13 protein-coding genes, 1 tRNA gene and 1 pseudogene are annotated in these 19,966 nt (G+C 50.5%); 11 read left to right on the top strand and 4 right to left on the bottom strand.

Features of this window, described 5'->3' with window-relative positions; all coding sequences use genetic code 11:
• Positions 1-50: 50 nt before the first annotated feature.
• Together AACY98_RS11835 and AACY98_RS11830 are read right to left on the bottom strand one after the other, a co-directional pair.
• Complete coding sequence (locus AACY98_RS11835; RefSeq protein WP_339805253.1) at positions 51-740, bottom strand: phytanoyl-CoA dioxygenase family protein; 690 nt, start codon at positions 738-740, stop codon at positions 51-53.
• Positions 741-788: 48 nt separating this feature from the next.
• Positions 789-1,115 carry a low molecular weight protein tyrosine phosphatase family protein gene (locus AACY98_RS11830; protein WP_126979297.1) on the bottom strand — a complete coding sequence of 109 codons (327 nt, stop codon included), beginning with the start codon at positions 1,113-1,115 and terminating at the stop codon, positions 789-791.
• Between the two features lie 231 nt (positions 1,116-1,346).
• Here AACY98_RS11830 and AACY98_RS11825 point away from each other — a divergent pair.
• From AACY98_RS11825 to AACY98_RS11810, 4 genes are all read left to right on the top strand, one after another.
• Positions 1,347-1,431, top strand: a tRNA-Leu gene (locus tag AACY98_RS11825).
• Between the two features lie 614 nt (positions 1,432-2,045).
• Positions 2,046-3,284, top strand: coding sequence for an autotransporter strand-loop-strand O-heptosyltransferase (locus tag AACY98_RS11820; protein WP_339805250.1), 1,239 nt, complete (start codon positions 2,046-2,048; stop codon positions 3,282-3,284).
• A gap of 138 nt (positions 3,285-3,422) precedes the next feature.
• Complete coding sequence (locus tag AACY98_RS11815; RefSeq protein WP_339805248.1) at positions 3,423-6,992, top strand: autotransporter domain-containing protein; 3,570 nt, start codon at positions 3,423-3,425, stop codon at positions 6,990-6,992.
• Positions 6,993-7,188: 196 nt separating this feature from the next.
• Positions 7,189-7,755 (top strand): DUF4105 domain-containing protein, encoded by a 567-nt coding sequence (locus AACY98_RS11810; RefSeq protein ID WP_339805246.1) that lies wholly within the window; start codon positions 7,189-7,191, stop codon positions 7,753-7,755.
• Here AACY98_RS11810 and AACY98_RS11805 read toward each other — a convergent pair.
• On the bottom strand, positions 7,716-8,078 hold the full coding sequence (locus AACY98_RS11805) for a hypothetical protein (protein WP_126979305.1): 363 nt from the start codon (positions 8,076-8,078) through the stop codon (positions 7,716-7,718). The two genes, AACY98_RS11810 and AACY98_RS11805, sit on opposite strands and share 40 nt — an antisense overlap.
• A gap of 395 nt (positions 8,079-8,473) precedes the next feature.
• On the opposite strand from AACY98_RS11805, the gene AACY98_RS11800 reads away from it, so the two are divergent.
• From AACY98_RS11800 to zapE, 6 genes are all read left to right on the top strand, one after another.
• Positions 8,474-9,124 carry a hypothetical protein gene (locus AACY98_RS11800; protein WP_339805243.1) on the top strand — a complete coding sequence of 217 codons (651 nt, stop codon included), beginning with the start codon at positions 8,474-8,476 and terminating at the stop codon, positions 9,122-9,124.
• A 111-nt stretch (positions 9,125-9,235) separates the two neighbouring features.
• Positions 9,236-11,383, top strand: coding sequence for an excinuclease ABC subunit UvrB (uvrB, locus tag AACY98_RS11795; RefSeq protein ID WP_423817566.1), 2,148 nt, complete (start codon positions 9,236-9,238; stop codon positions 11,381-11,383).
• Between the two features lie 498 nt (positions 11,384-11,881).
• Entirely contained in the window at positions 11,882-14,662 is a 2,781-nt protein-coding gene (locus tag AACY98_RS11790; protein WP_126979311.1) for a 2-oxoglutarate dehydrogenase E1 component, read from the top strand.
• Between the two features lie 70 nt (positions 14,663-14,732).
• Positions 14,733-15,995 (top strand): 2-oxoglutarate dehydrogenase complex dihydrolipoyllysine-residue succinyltransferase, encoded by a 1,263-nt coding sequence (odhB, locus tag AACY98_RS11785; RefSeq protein ID WP_126979313.1) that lies wholly within the window; start codon positions 14,733-14,735, stop codon positions 15,993-15,995.
• Positions 15,996-16,132: 137 nt separating this feature from the next.
• Positions 16,133-17,563 carry a dihydrolipoyl dehydrogenase gene (gene lpdA, locus AACY98_RS11780; RefSeq protein WP_339805240.1) on the top strand — a complete coding sequence of 477 codons (1,431 nt, stop codon included), beginning with the start codon at positions 16,133-16,135 and terminating at the stop codon, positions 17,561-17,563.
• Between the two features lie 240 nt (positions 17,564-17,803).
• Entirely contained in the window at positions 17,804-18,907 is a 1,104-nt protein-coding gene (gene zapE / locus AACY98_RS11775) for a cell division protein ZapE (RefSeq protein ID WP_339805238.1), read from the top strand.
• A gap of 33 nt (positions 18,908-18,940) precedes the next feature.
• On the opposite strand, the gene AACY98_RS11770 is transcribed toward zapE, so the two are convergent.
• Positions 18,941-19,732 carry a PP2C family protein-serine/threonine phosphatase gene (locus AACY98_RS11770; protein ID WP_239442122.1) on the bottom strand — a complete coding sequence of 264 codons (792 nt, stop codon included), beginning with the start codon at positions 19,730-19,732 and terminating at the stop codon, positions 18,941-18,943.
• Positions 19,733-19,884: 152 nt separating this feature from the next.
• Between AACY98_RS11770 and AACY98_RS11765 the strand changes: the two are divergent.
• A pseudogene (locus tag AACY98_RS11765) lies at positions 19,885-19,966 on the top strand (IS5/IS1182 family transposase); the annotation flags it as partial.

The following is a 19,966-nucleotide window of genomic DNA, read 5'->3' as shown; positions in this document are numbered from 1 at the left end:
CATGGCAGGAATGAATAGCGTGTAGGCTAAAGACGCTTTGTTTTGATGCTTTATATGGCCATTTCCCATTGCAGCCCATAGGGCAGGTCAGCCGGGCCCATCAGGAAGTGCAGCAGGCGCCGTTTGCTGTGGCCACTGGCTTTGGAAGAGGCATGCAACGTCATGGGCCTCATGGCGATAACGGTTCCGGTGGCCGCGGTAAGTGTGACCTCTTCCCGGTCTTGTGCGCTGTCAGGTGCATAGTCAATATGGTGATGGGTACGCGGATAAACTTTCAGCGGCCCGTCAGTTTCAGTGCAAGGCTCCAGATGCAGCCGCAATGCCAGCATCTGCCGCATAATCGATTCAGGCGGCTGCATAAAGACCTGCCCTTCTTTTTCAGACCATCCTTGCAGTTGGGGGTGGTCGACACGCTGTGCTACCGGTGCGCTGAGATCCTGGTGGATGGAGACCAGCCAGTTGCGATCGGCCGATTTTTCAAAATAAGTGCATTGAACCGCAACCGCATCGGGCACCAGCAGGGGTTTAATGGCGGAGTGTGTTTTCAACTGGTGTGCCAGTTCCTGACACCAGGGCAAAGAAAGCGCTGTGCGTGAACTGCGTGAGCGGGTCTGGAACGGCGCGGCATGTTGCAGCAGTTGTGCGCATTGGGCTTCTGAAAGCACATTGGGGATAACCGCGTAACCTTGCGTGTGCAGAAAATCAGGGGAGCTGGTGTGATGTAATTCAGTGCTGAGCATGATGGATGTGGTTCTCCTTTTTAGCGAGGGAGGTTGGGCGCAACGGATTTATCCGGGCAGATAAGGGCTGACTTTTATTTTGAGTAGCTGAACCAGGGCAGGTTCCATGTAATCGTAGTCGTCAGGAATGCCCAGACAGATGATGCGCTGGTTTTTGATATAAGGTCTGAATTTCTGTTGCAGTTTATTGCGGTGCTTTTTTTCCATGACAAAAATCGTATCGGCCCACTCGAGCAGGTCAGGTGTCAGCGGAGTTTCTGCATCGTGATTCAGTCCGGCCGAGCTGACCTCAATATGAGGGTAACTGGCAAAAACCTGCTCAGCGGTTGGACTGCGCAGGCGATTCTGGCTGCAAAGAAAAAGAATTTTTTTCATAAATGTGTTGGACTTTAGCTTTGTCTACCTACCATATCATGAAATTATTTTCGCAATGGCGTTAATCACGCAAAGAATGTGGTGCCTGATCTGGCAAAGTAGCGGGCAAAAACCGAGCAGGCTGGTAAAAAATGCGGAGTTCATGGATAATAAGCGCTCGGTTTAAAATAAACCAAGAGCTTTAAGCGCGTATCCATCATACGGGTAGGTTGCACAAGCTTGTCCAGTCTGGCCCCGGTGATGAAATCGGTAGACATAGGGGACTTAAAATCCCCAGGCGAAAGCCGTGCGGGTTCAAGTCCCGCCTGGGGCACCATTTTCATTCTTATATGATCTTTCAAGCTCTCTAGCGTATTGAAAACAAAAGAGAAGAGCGAAGTTTAAATCTCATAAAGAACTACAAATCCCCGCTGATGCTCAGGCAACTCAGTACATGATTTATACAGCACTGAGTTCGAAGTAGTGCATAAAAGAGGAATCAAGCAAATTCGGCTTTTTATTTATACTGGCTTTTCTGTTAATGTTCATACAAGTGAGCAAGCAGAACTTGTGAACGCGTCAGCGCTATTCTTCTGCTCTCAGAATCTCTATCACAGAGCCAGCGAACATAGTCCATACTGTGGGCTCGTGTGATTCTTAGGTGTATTAGACATGGTAGAGTGTAAGTTCAGTATGTTTAAAGTATATTAAATGCGTATAAGTCTTGGTATTGAGCTTTCATAACAGACTTCTATCTGAGATTAGAAATACGAAACTAAACGCTGTTACGGTGTTAGATAAATAATAATTCTCATTCAATTAATTTGAGTGTATTAATCACCAAATTTGTGAATTAGTTCCACATCTGCGTTTGTAATCCAGAACGGAATTACTATATAAATAAAATATAGTCTTCTTGACTTTCTAAACTTTCAAGGAGATTGTTTAGGTATGGTTTTAACAATGAATCCACACGATGCAGTATTTTCCGGTAAGACAGAGCAATCTGGTGAAACAGTGGCGTACTCTGTGATGCCACCTGCTATTCCTACACAGGAAGGGGCTGAAGGCATACGCTATGACTTTAATGATGGTGCTCGTGTCTTGTTGCCAAAAGGGCAATGGCATGTAGAAATTATTGACGCAGAGTCGGGTAACATTCTTTTTGCCTGTGATTCTGATGAGGGCTGGGTGCAAAGCACCAAAAAGTATTATGTGCGTTTTATACTCCGAGTCTGGAGGCGCGGAGAAAAAACACCGTTACTGGATCACACGCTGGATCTGAAGAACAGGCCGGTTTTGATTTCTTTTCCTGTGGGAACAATCGGCGATATCATTGGCTGGTTTCCGCATGCAGAGCGCTTTTACCAGCAACATGGCTGCAGGCTTGAGTGCACGCTAGGTCAGGAATTAATTGATCTTTTTAAGGATCAATATCCTGATATGCGGCTTAATACACCTCAAATGGTCAGCACAGAGGCTCCTTACGCAACATATCGTATTGGTCTTTTTTTTGGTGGTGACGTTAATTCGCAGCCAATTGATTTTCGCATGGTTGGGCTTCATCGTACGGCAGGATACATCCTCGGAGTTGATCCTTCAGAAGAGCCTCCACGGCTTAAGTTGGATGCTCCACGTCGTATCAAAGAGCCTTATGTATGTATCGCGGCACAGTCCAGTTGCCAAGCCAAATACTGGAATAATGGAATGGGTTGGCACCTAGTGGTTGAGCACCTTAAGAAGCTTGGCTACCGAGTTTTATGCATTGATAAACAGGCTGTATATGGGCAGGGTTATGTATGGAACCACATTCCCTATGGGGCGGAAGATTTTACGGGAGATATCTCTTTGCAGGAGCGGGTTGCATTGTTGCAGCACGCTGATTTTTTTGTGGGTTTGAGCAGTGGGCTTTCATGGCTGGCGTGGGCCTGTCATGTTCCTGTGGTCCTCATCAGTGGCTTTACTTTGCCAACCTGTGAGTTTAAAACCCCGTATCGAGTCTACAGCACACATGGTTGTATGGGATGCTGGGATGATATCAATCTTAATTTTGATCATAAAGATTTTTTTTGGTGTCCCCGCTTAAAGGGCACGGAACGCCAGTACGAATGCACGCGTTTAATTACCGGTCAGCAGGTTATCGGGCATATTGACCGGTTATATCAAACATTGCAACATTCTTCAACATAGGTATTGAAGTCGTCCTTCTGGATAAAAGGAGTATTAACGAAAGTGTGATGGAGCATCGATTCGAGGGTCAGGGACCATGCGACTTACATCATGCGGAAGTTTAAATTTTAGCGATAGCAGCCCCGAAAGGTAATAAAAATGGGACATAAAAATAATCTGAATCGCAGCTACCGAATTGTCTGGAGCGAAAGTCGGCAAACTTGGGTGGCTGCATCTGAACTAGCAAAAGGGCACAGCCGTGCTTCATGCAAAAGCGTAAAACAGTTGGTGCTGGTAGTTGTTGCGGGAACCATTCTGGCAGGGCAATTAACGCAACCGGTTTTAGCGCAGTCTTTCACACCTGTAGTCAGTGGTACGGTCAGTGGAGAGACTATCACCAGTGGAACACAGAGCGTGATTTCCGGTGGTGTGGCTAATGGGGGTGCGATTAATATCGGTGGCGTTCAAAATGTTTCTAATGGGGGAAGCGCAAACAATATCGCTGTCAACAGTGGTGGACGACAGAATGTTTATGCTGGAGGGGTGACTTCCAGCATAGCAGTCAATACCGGTGGGCAGCAACGAGTTTCCGGCGGGACTGCTGAGGGGACTACGCTTTCGGGTGTTTTCAATTCCAGCGATTCAGGGTTTCAATATGTTTATGCCGGAGGTGTTGCGAACAATACGATCATCAATAGTGGTGGAGATCAGCGTTTATATTCGGGTGCAACCGCTAATTCATCGGTTTTAAATAGCGGCGGAATACAGCGAGTTTCTTCAGGTGGAACAGCAGTCGGAACGGTGTTCAATGGCGGTGGGCAGTATGTTTACGATGGTGCGGTGGTCAGCGGTGCACACGTCGTGAGCGGTGGGCAGACGGTCAGTGCCGGGGGGGCAGTCGTAGGTACGATTTTAGAAACCAATGGGCGGCAGAATGTGTGGGCGGGAGGTATTGTCAGCGATACTGTCTTTAACGGTGGGTGGCAGTATCTTTATAACGGAGCTACGGTTAGTGGAGCTAATATTGTCAGTGGCGGACAAACCATCAACTCTGGGGGAACGGCGGTCAGTTCAATTCTCACGAGTGGGGCAATTCAATATATTTCAGCAGGCGGCAATGCGGTTGACACGGTATTCAGTGGTGGTCGGCAATACCTTTACGGTGCGGTAGTCAGCGGTGCACAGATTGATGATGGCACACAGATCGTCAGTGCTGGCGGTTCGGCAGTTGGCACAACATTAGGCAGCAGTGGCAGGCAGAATGTATTCGCTGGCGGCAGTGCAATTGGTACTGTTTTTGATGGAGGAGGGCAGTACATTTATGATGGCGCAGTGGTCAGTGGCGCGCAGATTGCTAATGGGGAGCAAAGAGTTAATTCTGGTGGCTCTGCAGCAGATACAAGGCTTAATGGTGGCACGCAGTACGTGTATGACGGAGGACTAGCAAGCAATGCAGTCATAGAAGACGGTGGGCGCCAGATTATTTCCAGTGGCGGACAGGCAACCTCGGCAATTGTGAATAACAATGGGCGGCAATACGTGTCCGCTGGAGCAGTAGCTACAGGCACGATTGTCAATAGTGGTGCCAGACAGGATATATATTCCACAGGGGTTGCACTGGATACAACTGTCAATGCGGGTGGTGTGCAGCGAGTATCTGCTGGTGGCAGTGCGGTTGATACAGTGATTGATGCCGGTGGGATACAAACAATTTCTTCAGGCGGTTTTGCAACAGATACTGATATTGCAGCAGGGGGGCTCCAGAATATATCTTCGGGAGGGAGTGCTGACAATACGATCATTCACAGTGCCGGTGTGCAACGAGTGTATTCCGGTGCTGTTGCCGTAGATACGACTATTGACAACAGCGGTGCGCAGTATGTGTATGGGGGAGGTGTCGCAGTCAATACAACGGTTAATACAGGAGGGATACTGAATATATCGGATGGGGGGATTTTAGAAGGATTTACCCTGGTAGTCGGGGATGCGCAACTGAATGCAAGTACCACTTTTGTCAACAATGGAGTGCTGACGTTAAACCAGACTGCAGACAATACATTGGCTGCAACAATCTCGGGAGCAGGCAGTCTTGTCAAAGACGGAAATAATACCCTGATACTTACAGGCGTTAACAGCTATACCGGGGGCACCACTGTGGCCGGTGGGAGCCTATATATAGGTGACATTGCCGGTAGTCCGGCACGGTTGGCGAGCGATGTCAATGTCCAAAACGGAGCCATCCTTGGTGGTCATGGGCAAATAGCGGGTCATGTTACTGTTGACAGTGGAGGCACTTTATCTCCCGGCACGGGTGCAGTTGGTACTCTTACAACAGGGCAAGTCATTCTCAAAGGCGGCTCCATCTTGGATGTAGACGCACACCCTGACCACAATGTCGGACGTGTCGTGGCAGACTCTGCTCTTGGAGGAGGCAACGGTACCGTTACCATCGAGCCCGGCGCTGCCTTACAAATTTGGGGTGGTGCGGGCACTTGGGCCGAAAAATTCAGCTATGTTATTGTCGACAGCGATCAGGGTGTCAGTGGGCAGTTCAGTACTGTGGACAGCAATCTGGCGTTTTTGACGTCCCTGGTAGACTACAGCAATCCTGACCAGGTACGACTCACATTGGTACGTAACAACACCAGCTTTCCTTCAGTCGGGGGTAGTGAGAATCAGCAAAATACAGGAGCTGGCATAGAAGGCCTGGGAGAGAACAACCCAATTTATGAGACAATCGTCAGCATGGATGCATGGCAGGCACGCAACGCCTTTGACAGTCTCAGCGGAGAGATTCATGCCAGTGTCAAAAGTGCCCTTCTTATCAACAGCCGCTATCCGAGGCTTGCTATTATGCAGCACCTTTCCGATGCTTCGGGCCTTTTAGCGTCGGAAACGGACATCAACAAAAACTTGTGGGTCAATGTCTGGGCGCATGATGGTCATGTCAAAGCAGATGGCAATGCTTCCAAACTTGATAATCGAGGGCTTGGTGTGCTGATTGGTTCAGATCTGTACGCCAGTGCCGATGAAACTACTGTATTTGGTGTGGCTGCCGGCTATGAGCATACCAAACTCAGCACAGACCGTTTGCGTCATTCCGATGCAGACATTAATGCCATCCACCTGCTGGCTTACGGACGCACCAGTGTAGGTCTGATAGACCTCAAAGGTGGTATAGGCTATAGCTGGTTGGATATTGATACCGAACGAAATATTGCTATTGGCAATCTGGTCTCCAAAAATCAAGGCAATTATAACGGTGGTTTGTTGCAGGCCTTTATTCAGGGCAGTCACACCTTTAACCTTACACCGAACCTTAACCTGACACCGTACATAAATGTGGCAGCACAGAGAATTACTACTGACAGCTTTACAGAAACAGGCGGCCTTACCATACTGCACAGTAGTCGGCACAGTGACAACTTGTTGACCACCACGATAGGTGTGAAAAGCGAATGGCAGGTTGAGGACCGCGTGAGCCTGTATGGTGACTTGGGCTGGCAATATAACGTTGGCAGTATAGCGCCCAAAGTCCATATGAATTTTGTGGGAGGCAAAGAGTACACTATACGAGGTGTGGAAATCAACCGCAATGCGGCGGTGGTCGGTGTAGGGGCAAACTTCCAGTTGCAGCCTAATATGACGCTGAGCATAGGATATGATGGAGAGTTTGGTCGACAGGTCAGAGATCATGCTGCTCGTATCATGTGGGAGTTCAAATTCTGAGTTGCTTAGTTATTTGATTTTTTTAACATCAATGCGACACAAACTTTTATTTTTGAGCGAGAAAGCAGTGACTATGGGACGTTTTTCTTTTTGTCACTGTTGTCAAAGAGGGACTTATATTTGTATTCCAATGTGCTAATTTGAGAAGTATTGCCCTAGATTGTGACAAGAAAATTTTTTAAAGCAAAGGGGGCTAATGTTGATTGCTATTTTGGCTTATTGGTCAACAATAGAGCCGTCACATGATCGTGTTTTACGTGCTGATGTTGCACATATGCCCCGTGCTTATATTAATGGGGATAAAGTACTTATTACCAATTTTCGTAATTTTGAATATCGAAGCGTAGACGATTTTATTTCCCGTTATGAAGAGCGCGAAGTAGACCTTTCACATTTAGTCTCTGTTGATTTTTATGTTTCTTATTGGACGTCAGGACCTGTCGCGCATACTTGTGTGAATTTTAATTTTGATAACGCTCCTCCTGTAAGTGTTTCTATTGAAGCTAGATTTGAAGCGGATGAGCATTATGATCCAATTGCCTCACTTTTTAAGCGGTGTAAGTTAATTTATGTTGTTGGTGATGAGTTTGATATTGTTCGGGTTCGTACTAATTTTCGCAATGAAGAAGTTTATCGTTATCCTATTCATATCTTTTCAGAGGCAACACGCTTGCGAAGTACGGACCTAACACGCTGCCTCAAACCAAACAAAAGCCTACTTGGCTACGGGGCTATGTTTCCATGTGCTTTTTCGCCAAGATAGACATTGATGGCTGTGCCATCGCTTAATTGACCCTGGCCGGAGCCATTTTCAAGATATTCCCCATAGCGGGAAACGCTGGCACTTCCTGAGCGGCCATCGGAGCATTGAAAGCGAACCTGTAGTCTTGGACTGACGTCCGTTGAGTCGTAAGCGCCGTTGCAGTACAGGCCTTTTGAGTCTTCTGCGTAAAAAGTGCCTGAAATCAGTGTGGCGGCAGCCATGCCCTTAAGCGGCTCAGGGCGGTTGTCGACATTGACATGGATGTCGGTGGAGATGCAGCCATGCAACAGAACAGATCCAATCAGAATGAAAAGAATACGCACAGGTGAATCCTTATAAAAGGGATGGATGTGTGGTGACCATAGCGTGTCACTGTGATGGATTGTATAACGTATTTTTTTATGGGTATTCATGCGCAAGGCCCGTATGTGCCTGCGTATATTGCTGCCAGCAAAAAACAAATGGCACATCGGTTTGTTCAGGCTGGTTGCGAGCCTGTGCCGGGCACTTTGATCGCCATGAGCAATGGCGCCGGAGGTGGTCTGGATATACTTTATGCCATTGCTGGGCACACTGTGTGCGGTGATGAGGCGATACGGTTCACTTGCCGGAACAGGTGCAGGAAACCATGCTTGCCAATACACCATCGGGTAGTTTATTGATGCAATGATCGAAAGCATATAATGAAAGCTTTGCCATCAGGAAAAGTTGAGTCTTCATGCATACGTTACAGCCATTCTCTAAGGGCCGGGTATTTCTCCTTGGCTTCATCATCATAGGGTTGCTGTCTTCTTATCCTTTGGCCTTGTATTTACCGGTTTGGTTCAGTTGGGAAAATGGGCCGATTGAAAATACGCAGGCAGGTATCCTGCTTGCAGGGTTGGTGCTGGCGCTGTGCTTTGCCGTACGGGCAAAGGATAAAACTCGGCGTTGGTTCTGGATCATGGTGATGCCATTCTGGTTGATTATGTTTGCCCGCGAACTGGGATGGGGCGCTGTGTTCTTGCCTCCTCTGTATGTCGATCCGGTGTCTGGCCCGATTTATTCTTCCTCTCTTCAACTGAGTTACAAGCCTGTTGTTTACCCGGTTGCCGGAGTGCTGTTGCTGGCTTCTGCGGCTGTTTTTTTATTAACCAGGCAATATCAGAGTCTGGTGAAAATATGGCGTTGCGGCGCATTTCCGTGGCTTGAACTGTTGTTGGTTGTGGTGGGGGCTGTGCTGTCCACCATTGCTGAGGGGCACGGCGGCGTGACATTGAATTTGGGCGATGGAATATTGCAACTGCTGGAGGAACTGTCAGAGCTGTGGGCGTATGCGGCCCTGTTTGCTGCACAGTTGCGGGTATCTCAGGGAAGCTGGCACGATTAAGTGTTGTTATGCACGATGGCTAAGGTACTGTGGCGATTTCAATTGAAAAATGGGCAGGTGGCATCATCTTAGTTGCTGGACGTGTGAAGATTCAAGATCAGAAGGGCGGTCATGGCGGGTAAAGCGAAAACTCCAAAAAAACAGAACAATGATGTAGCATCTGAAGCGGAGGTGAAGAACACAGTTGCCGATGTTGCTGAAGATGTGCCGCAGGGCCGGTTCATCACCTATGAAGGCTCGCCTTTTGAGTTGTACCAGCCTTATCCGCCGGCGGGAGACCAGTTAACCGCGATTGGTGAACTGGTGGAAGGTATCCGTGACGGGCTGAGTTTTCAGACGCTGCTTGGGGTGACCGGCTCTGGTAAGACATTCACAATGGCCAACGTGATTGCCCAGCTGGGTAGACCTGCCATTGTGTTTGCGCCCAACAAAACGCTGGCGGCGCAGTTGTATTCGGAGTTTCGCGAGTTTTTCCCGAAAAATGCGGTGGAATACTTTGTGAGCTATTACGATTATTACCAGCCCGAAGCCTATGTGCCGCAGCGCGACCTGTTCATTGAAAAGGACAGTGCGATCAATGACCATATTGAGCAGATGCGGCTTTCGGCTACCAAAAGCCTGTTTGAGCGGCGCGATGTGATTATTGTGGCGTCTGTTTCGGCCATTTACGGTATGGGCAGCCCGGAAGACTATACCGAGATGCGGCTGATCACCCGCGTGGGTGACCGGGTCAGCCAGCGTGATTTCATTGCACACCTGGTGCGCATGCAATACAACCGCAACGATATGGATTTTGCCCGCGGAATGTTTCGGGTGCGTGGAGATACGATTGATATCTTCCCGGCTGAGCATTCCGAACTGGCGGTACGCGTGACGCTGTTTGACGATGAGGTGGATGGCATCAGCCTGTTTGACCCGCTAACGGGCAAGGTCCAGCACAAGGTGCCGCGCTTTGCCATTTATCCGGCAGGGCATTATGTGATGGCGCGGCAAAGCGTGATCAATGCAATTGAAACCATCAAGGAAGAACTAACGGAGCGGCTGAAATTCTTTTACGATGAGGGCAAGCTGGTGGAGGCGCAGCGGCTGGAGCAGCGCACCCGCTTTGACCTGGAGATGTTGCAGGAAGTCGGGCATTGCAAGGGCATTGAAAACTACTCCCGCCACCTCTCCGGGGCCAAACCGGGAGAGCCGCCGCCCACACTGGTGGAATATTTGCCTAAAGATGCGTTGATGTTTTTTGACGAGTCGCATGTGCTGATTGGGCAGTTTACCGGCATGTATAACGGCGACCGCGCGCGTAAGGCCACACTGGTGGAGTATGGATTCCGCCTGCCCAGCGCGCTGGATAACCGGCCGCTGAAGTTTCCTGAATTTGAGCAGCGTATGCGGCAGTCGGTGTTTGTCTCGGCGACCCCCGGTAACTATGAAATGGAGCACTCCGCAGGCTCGGTGGTGGAGCAGGTGGTGCGGCCGACCGGGCTGGTGGACCCGGAGGTTGAAGTCCGTCCGGCAACCACGCAGGTTGACGATGTGCTGCAGGAGATTCATGAGCGCGTGAAAGTAGGCGAGCGCGTGCTGATTACCACGCTGACCAAACGCATGGCCGAGCAGCTGACCGAATATCTGAGTGAGAACGGCGTCAAGGTGCGTTATCTGCATTCGGACATCGATACGGTAGAGCGGGTGGAGATCATCCGTGATCTGCGGCTGGGGCTGTTTGATGTGCTGGTGGGGATCAACCTGTTGCGTGAGGGGCTGGACATTCCGGAAGTGTCATTGATTGCGATTCTGGATGCGGACAAAGAGGGTTTCTTGCGTGCGGAGCGCTCGCTGATTCAGACCATAGGCCGTGCGGCGCGCAATGTGCATGGCAAGGCCATTCTGTATGCAGACCGTATGACGGACTCCATGCGCAAGGCCATTGGAGAAACCGAACGGCGCCGCAACAAGCAATTGGCCTACAACGCCGAGTACGGCATTACGCCCAGGAGCATTAACAAGCAGATTAAAGACCTGATTGATGGTGTGTACCATGAGCAGGATGCCGGTCAGCCACAGGAACAGCAGGAGCTTTTGCAGGCCCAGGTGCAGGACATGAGCGAAAAAGAGATTGCGCGTGAAATCAAGCGGCTGGAAAAGCAGATGCTCGATCATGCGAAAAACCTGGAGTTCGAGCAGGCCGCGCAGGTCAGAGACCGGCTGGCGCAGTTCAAAAATATGGCATTCGGCGCCAATGTGCATGATTTGATGAGCTGATTGTCATTAATTACAAAATTATTTTTCCCCTTGATTTTGGCGCCGAAGGCGGCAATTAAATGGCGGAGGTGCCGTTTTTTTGACACGTGTTTTCGGGGGTGTTTTTGCGGCGCGACATCTAGGCAGTGTTATGAGTTGATGTCATTTCTAAGGGATGGGAATAAATTAAATTATTGCTTTGCACAATTTGATTTATATGAAACTTTTAGAGGATATAACACATCCTAAATTACAATTGGAGCGCCTTATATAAATACACATACGCTAAACGAGGGTTTGAGAGTTTGTGTTGAAATCCGGGTAAAGGCATTGAATGACTTAGGTCAAATATGAGTTTTCGTGCCGATGTTATAGTAGTAACCCTAAGAACAGGTGTTCTGTTAGTCCTTCTGGTTGCTTGCAGATTTTCGGGTTTGATCGATTACCTGAGTTGAGTGACAGAAGGTTTTTCAATACACAGTGATAACTTCGCACAACGGAGTGAAAGTGAGTAGTCATATGTCGCAACAGTACGCTGAGTACCTGGCGAATTCTTATCTTTATGGCAGCAATGCTCCTTATATCGAGGAGCTCTATGAGTCATATCAGAACGACCCTAATTCTGTTCCCACACGCTGGCGTGAATATTTTGAAGCCATGCAAAAGGCGCCTGCCAATGGTGCTGGCGCGTATGGCGTAGGAGCCGACCCGAAAGCGGCGGCAGTATCCAAGCTGATTGATGCATACCGTAATTTGGGTGTGCTCCGGGCCAATCTGGACCCGTTGAAGCTCAATATCCTGCGTCCGCAGGAATCTCCCGAACTGGACCCACAGTATTATGGATTGACTGAGGCTGACATGAAGTCGACGGTGGATACCTCGTCGACCCATTTTGGTAAGAGTTCAATGACGCTGGGTGAACTGGTTGGCGCACTGCGTGCAACGTACTGCGGCACGCTGGCGGTTGAATTCATGTACATCCGCGATGTGAAAGTGCGCAACTGGTGGATTGAACGCCTGGAATCCAAACAGGGGCAGCCTAAATTTGATGCCGAGAAAAGAAAACGCCTGCTTGAGCGCGTGACTGCGGCTGAAGGCCTTGAAGGCTATCTGAATACCAAATATGTGGGCGTGAAGCGTTTCTCACTGGATGGCGGCGATGCATTCATCGTTGCCATGGACGAGTTGGTACGTTATTCAGCCCAGAACGGCGTTGAAGACATTGTGATCGGTATGGCTCACCGTGGCCGCCTGAACGCACTGGTCAACACATTGGGTAAAGAACCCAAAGCGCTGTTTGCCGAGTTTGACCATACTGCGCCGGAAAATCTGCCTTCCGGTGACGTGAAATACCACAATGGTTTTTCCAACAACATCAAAACACCGTCAGGCACAGTGCACCTGAGCATGGCTTACAACCCGTCTCACCTGGAAGTGGTGAGCCCGGTGCAGTCCGGTTCTGTGCGTGCCCGTATGGACCGCCGCAATGACGGCGTTGGCAATCAGGTCATGTCAGTCACCGTTCACGGTGACGGTGCCGTGATTGGCCAGGGTGTTGTGCAGGAAACCCTGTCAATGGCGGGTGCCCGCGGTTATTACATTGGTGGCTCTATCCGCATCGTGATCAACAACCAGGTGCAGTTCACCACATCTGACCCGCGTGATACCCGTACCTCGCTGTACTGTACCGATGTGGCGCGCATGATTGACGCTCCGGTCCTGCATATCAACGGTGATGACATGGATGCCGTGGCATTTGCAATGCAACTGGCAGTGGATTTCCGCCAGCAGTTCCACCGCGACGTGATGATTGACTTGGTGTGCTACCGCAAACTGGGCCATAACGAGCAGGATACGCCTCAGATTACCCAGCCTTATATGTACAAGGCTGTGAAAGCACATCCGGGCTCACGCCGTGTGTATGCGCAGCGTCTGATTGATGAAAACGTCATCGATGCCGCTTACGAAGAAAAACTGGTTAAAGAATATCGCAAGTCGATGGATGAAAATAAAGTCACCAGCGACCCGGTCGATAAGAAGTTCAAGAGCCCTTACACCTCCGACTGGAGCAAATACGTCGGAAAAGCCTGGTCTGAACCTGTAGATACCAGTGTGTCAGAAAAAGAACTGAAAAAACTGGCACAGGCCATTACTACGGTGCCTGACAGTATTGCTGTGCATCCCCTGGTGCAAAAGGTACTCAAAGACCGCGCCGCCATGGGCAATGGTGAATTGCCGGTGGACTGGGGTATGGGTGAAAACATGGCCTATGCCACATTGCTGAGCGCCGGTATTCCTGTGCGCTTGTCCGGTGAAGACGTTGGCCGCGGTACATTCAGCCACCGCCAGGCCATGGTGCATAACCAGAACCGGCCTGACTGGACGGAAGACCCCTATATTCCGCTGCAGCACCTCTCTGACAAACAGGGTAAATTCACCATCGTGAACTCTGTGCTGTCAGAAAACGGTGTTCTGGGCTTCGAATACGGGTATGCCACAGCGCGTCCTGACGGTCTGACCATTTGGGAAGCCCAGTTTGGTGACTTTGCCAACGGTGGCCAGATCATGATTGACCAGTTCATTGCCTCCGGTGAAACCAAATGGGGTCGCTATGCAGGCCTGGTCATGCTGCTGCCGCACGGTTTTGAAGGCCAGGGGCCAGAGCACAGTTCAGCACGTATTGAACGTTACCTTGAATTGAGCGCTGAAGAAAACTGGGTGGTGGCCCAGCCAACCACAGCAGGGCAGATTTTCCACCTGCTGCGCTCTCAGGCACTGAGCAAATACCGCAAACCGCTGGTGGTGTTCTCGCCGAAATCGCTGCTGCGTAACAAAAATGCCGCAGTACCGCTGGAAACGCTGGCCAAGGGCAGCTTCCAGATGGTGATTCCGGAAGTGAACAGCAGCATCGATGCCAAGAAGGTTAAGCGTGTGATCCTGTGTTCCGGCAAGGTTTACTACGATCTGGCTGCTGCACGCGAAGAGAAGAAACTGACCGATGTGGCGATTATTCGTCTGGAACAGTTGTATCCCTTCCCGCAAAAAGCGCTGGCTGCCGAACTGAAGAAATACGCTGGTGCCACGGAAGTGGTCTGGTGTCAGGATGAGCCGGAAAACCAGGGGCCATGGAGTTATGTGCGTCCGCAAGTCCGTGACATGCTGACAGACAAGCAGAAACTGGGCTACTCGGGACGTGCTGCTTGCCCGGCTCCGGCGACAGGGTATACCCATAAGCATCAAGAACAGTTGAAAGAACTGGTTGCCGGTGCTTTTGGTAAACTCAAAAATACGGTAAAGTAATTATGTGATCCACCAGGTACGCCTCATTCGTGAGGCGTAATCCCATTCTTGAAAATTATAGGAAAATCAAATGGCAATTCTAGAAGTCAAGGTTCCTGAACTGTCCGAGTCAGTATCAGAAGCGTCGTTGATGCAGTGGAAAAAGAAGGTTGGTGAAGCCGTTGCAGCAGAAGAGATTCTGATTGAAATTGAAACCGATAAGATCATTCTGGAAGTTCCCGCGCCAGGCGCAGGGGTACTTTCTGAGGTCGTTGTCAGTGACGGTGGCAGTGTTACCTCTGGGCAGGTGATCGCTAAGATCGATACCGAAGCCAAGGGTGCGGCGGCGGCTCCTGCCAAGCAAGAGGCTGCTCCGGCTCCTGCCCCTGCTCCGGCAGCGCCTGCGCCCGCACCAGCGGCTCCAGCTCCGGCTGCAGCAGCGCCGGCTCCGGCACCAGCCGCTTCTGCCAGCAAGGCCGGTGTGGCCATGCCGGCTGCAGCCAAGCTGTTGGCAGATAACAACCTGAGCGCATCTCAGGTTGGCGGCACTGGCAAAGACGGCCGTATTACCAAGGGCGACGTGCTGTCTGCAGTGGCTGGCGGCGCTAAACCTGCTGCGGCACCGGCTGGCGGCCTGGTACCTCCGCTGGATGATCGCACTGAAGTGCGTGAACCGATGAGCAAGCTGCGTGCACGTGTGGCGGAACGCTTGATCGAGTCACAACAGACTACTGCCACATTGACCACGTTCAATGAAGTGAACATGGCTCCGGTGATGGATTTGCGCAAGAAGTTCCAGGACCAGTTTACCAAGACATATGGTATCAAACTGGGCTTTATGTCCTTCTTTGTCAAGGCTGCTGTCCATGCACTGAAGAAATATCCGGCAGTCAATGGCAGCATTGACGGTGGCGATATTGTTTACCATAACTACTTTGACATTGGTATTGCGGTTTCTTCGCCACGTGGTCTGGTGGTGCCGATTCTGCGTAATGCAGACAAGCTCAGCTTTGCTGAGATCGAGCTCAAGATTGCCGAGTTTGCAACCAAGGCCAAGGACGGTAAACTGTCAATTGCCGAGTTGTCCGGTGGTACTTTCAGTATCACCAACGGCGGTACTTTCGGCTCCATGATGTCTACCCCCATTATCAACCCGCCACAGTCAGCCATTCTGGGTGTGCATGCGACCAAAGAGCGTGCCGTGGTGGAAAATGGTCAGGTGGTGGTTCGTCCGATGTGCTATCTGGCGCTGTCGTATGACCACCGGATTGTCGACGGACGTGAGTCTGTGCTGACACTGGTTGCCATCAAGGAAGCACTGGAAGACCCGGCACGCATGTTGCTGAACCTGTAAAACCAAAGGTGCTGGGAATAAGCCGCTGCATACTTCATCCCGGTAAGATGCAGCGGTTTTTTACAACTGTTTTTCAGTCAAGTTGTAAAAAACCCCGTACATATTGATTTGGCCTTTTAACGAAAGAAAGAACACAAATGAGTAAAGAGTTTGATGTTGTCGTCATTGGCGCAGGCCCCGGCGGTTATATTGCTGCAATTCGCGCTGCCCAGTTGGGTAAAACAGTGGCTTGTATTGATGAGTGGAAAGATCCTAAAAACGGCGCTGCCGCCCCTGGCGGTACCTGTACCAATGTGGGGTGCATTCCATCTAAGGCATTGCTTCAGTCGTCTGAACATTATGAGCAGGCCAAGCTGCATTTCGGCGATCATGGTATCAGTCTGAAAGACCTGAAAATAGATGCAGGCAAGATGGTTGACCGCAAAAATGCGGTGGTACGCCAGAATAATGACGGTATTTTGTACCTGTTCAAAAAGAACAAAATCAGTTTTTTCCATGGCCGCGGCTCTTTTGTCAAAGCATCTGCTGCGGGCTATGAAATCAAGGTGGCAGGCAAAGACGCCGAAACCCTGGTGGGCAAGACCGTGATTGTGGCCACGGGCTCCAATCCACGTGCTTTGCCGGGCGTTGAATTTGATGAAAAACTGGTGCTTTCCAATACCGGCGCGCTGGATCTGAAAGCCGTGCCGAAAAAACTGGTGCTGGTTGGCGCTGGTGTGATCGGTCTGGAAATGGGGTCTGTATGGCGTCGCCTGGGCTCTGAAGTCACGGTACTTGAAGGCATGCCGACATTCCTGCCGGCAGTGGACGAGCAGGTGGCCAAAGAGGCTTTGAAGGTATTCACCAAGCAGGGTCTGAAGATTGAGCTGGGTGCCAAAATCAGTGAAGTGAAACCTGGCAAAAAAGGTGTTTCCATTGCCTATACCGACGCCAAAGGCGCTGCACAGAAACTGGATGTGGACCATGTGATTGTTTCCATCGGTCGCGTGGCCAATACCGTTGGCCTGAATCCGGAAGCCGTGGGGCTTAAGCTGGATGACCGTGGCGCCATTGTGGTGGATGACCAGTGCCGTACCAACCTGCCCAATGTATGGGCGATTGGCGACGTGGTGCGCGGTCCGATGCTGGCACACAAGGCCGAAGAAGAAGGTGTGGCCGTGGCAGAACGTATTGCCGGGCAGCATGGTCATGTGAACTTCAATACCATTCCGTTTGTCATCTACACCAGTCCTGAACTGGCCTGGGTCGGGCAGACCGAACAGGAACTGAAAAAAGCCGGCGTGGCCTACAAGTCAGGGACTTTCCCGTTCCTTGCCAATGGTCGTGCACGCGCCATGGGTGATACCACCGGGTTTGTCAAAATCCTGGCAGATGCCAAGACCGACGAAGTGCTGGGCGTACACATCATTGGCCCAATGGCTTCCGAGCTGATTGCCGAAGCGGTCATGGCCATGGAGTTCAAAGCCAGTTCTGAAGACATCGCACGTATTTGTCATGCACATCCGTCGCTGTCTGAATCGACCAAAGAAGCAGCATTGGCCGTTGACAAACGGACTTTGAACTTCTGATGCCGAATTGCCGGCCATAAAAACGTAATTTCCCGTTTTTCTGCAAGCCCCCTTGATTTGAAAGTCAAGGGGGTTTTGCTTTGTCAGTCACGTGTTTTGTTAAACAGGTTCAGGCTGCAATGTGGCTGCCAGTGTGCTGTCTTTCCGGATGTGATGCCCGCGTATGCGCAGAAAAAAATACAATTGATAGCTTTACTTCATTTGCAGGGGCAAGCGAGATTCCTCGCGAGAACAGGTTTTATGTCTACAGTGACTGATATTTACCGCAACCGGTTAAAAGAATTGGGTTATCACAGCGATGCGGCACAGGAAAACGCCATTGCGGCGCTGCAACAATGCCAGCAAGATCTGGAAGCGTATATGTCATCACGCAATAGGGGATTCATGTCACGCTGGCTGAATAAACTGGTAGCGCCACAAGGCGTTTATATGTATGGTGGGGTTGGGCGTGGCAAAAGCTTTTTGATGGATTGCTTTTTTGATGCTGTGAATGTCAGTGGTAAAAGGCGCTTGCATTTTCATGAGTTTATGCGCGAAGTGCACAGACAACTGCGGCAGTTGCAGGGAACGGTGAACCCGCTGGCAGTACTGGGCAAAGAAATTGCTGAAAAGCACCCCTTGATCTGTTTTGATGAGTTCCATGTTTCTGATGTGACCGATGCTATGATTCTGCACCGCTTGCTCGAAGCGCTGTTTTCCAATGGGGCATGTATGGTTACTACGTCTAATTTTCATCCTGACGGGCTGTACCCCGATGGGTTGCAGCGGGAAAGCATTTTGCCTGCCATTGAGTTGCTGAAACAGAAGATGAATGTGGTGTGCGTGGATGCCGGTGTGGATTACCGCCAGCGCACATTGTCGCCGGCGCAAACCTATCTGACCCCGTTGGGCGCTGAAACGGATGAAGTGCTGCAGCAGATTTACGGGCAGGTCAGCGAAGGGCCGAATCTGGATACCACGATAGAAGTGGAGCACAGGAAACTGCAGGCGGTTCGCTGCTCGGCCAATGTCGGGTGGTTCAGTTTTGCGCAATTGTGTGCGACACCACGTTCACAAAACGATTATCTGGAGCTGGCGAACCGTTTCGACGTGCTGATGCTGTCCAATGTGCCTAAAATGCCGCCACAACTGGCCTCCGAGGCCAGGCGCTTCACCTTGCTGGTGGATGTGCTGTATGACCGGCGTAACAAGCTGATTCTGTCTGCCGCAGTGCCTCCTGAACAGCTTTATACTGAGGGTGCCCTGGCATATGAGTTTGTCAGAACGGTGTCCCGGCTGGTTGAAATGCAGTCACAGGAGTATCTGGCAGAGCCGATCAGAAGGTCACAGACAGACCTAGTCTGAAAAAACCGTTTGTAAAAGGGCCGCAGCACGGTTTCAGATGTCTGGCGTCGAGGCGTCTGTAATCCGGACAATCGCGATAGAGATATTGTCGCTGTGCCCATTGGAGCGCTTATAGGCCTGGTTCACCAGTTTTTCGCAGGCGATTTTGGGAATGCACTTGTTAACAACCCATCCGATTTCTTCTGTCGTGACGCCATGCCATAAGCCGTCGCTGCATGCAACCAGCACAGATCCGTCCGTAAGGACCGGGCTGGTGTATTGCGAGATGACAGGACCCTGGTCAATGTAGATGCCCAGGCAGGAGGTGATCAGATTGGATTTCGGGTGCGTCAGTGCTTCTGCTTCTGTCAGTTTGCCCGCATCAATCAAAGACTGTACATAAGAATGGTCTTTGGTGCGATAAATCAACGAGTTACGGTCAAACAAGTAAACCCGGGAGTCACCGCAGTGCGAAATGTGTGCCCGCCCGTTGGGTAACACCAGGAAAGCGGCAAAGGTGGTATGCGGCTCTTCTTCAGAGGTGACAGAGGTTAGCCCCACAATGACATGTGTTTCATTGGCGATTTGCCGCAGGAACTGATCCGGGTCGTCCTGGAATGGCGAATATGACGCAAACAACTGTCTGGCTGTCTGAATGGCCTGGTTGGATGCCGTGCGCCCGCCGGTTTTGCCGCCCATGCCGTCGGCCACAATGCCCAGCAGGCAGCCCGGAACATAATGATGGGGAATCAGCGCAACCTGGTCTTGCTGGTAGGGCCGGTCGCCTTTATGCAGGCCCAATCCACCTTGAAACTGAAAGGATTTGGTCAGTTTTGTGTTTTGCACAGTTTGTGACTCTGCACGTTCAACAGGAGACAATCTATTATGCCGATCCATTGCGTCTTGACAATCAAAAAGGGAATACTTTTTATATTGTATAAGGGGACAGCCCCTTAGAACCTGTTCACGATTTTTTATAGATAGTGCATACTGTGGGTATGAAAAGGAAAACCTACCCCAGTGATATCAGCCGTGAGCGGTTTGAGAAGATACGCCCTATTTTGGAGCAAGCGCGTAAAC

The organism is Saezia sanguinis, assembly GCF_963921665.1.
Taxonomy (GTDB): domain Bacteria; phylum Pseudomonadota; class Gammaproteobacteria; order Burkholderiales; family Burkholderiaceae_C; genus Saezia; species Saezia sanguinis.
Note: the sequence above shows the minus strand (reverse complement) of the source record. Positions and strands in the feature narration are given on the sequence as shown.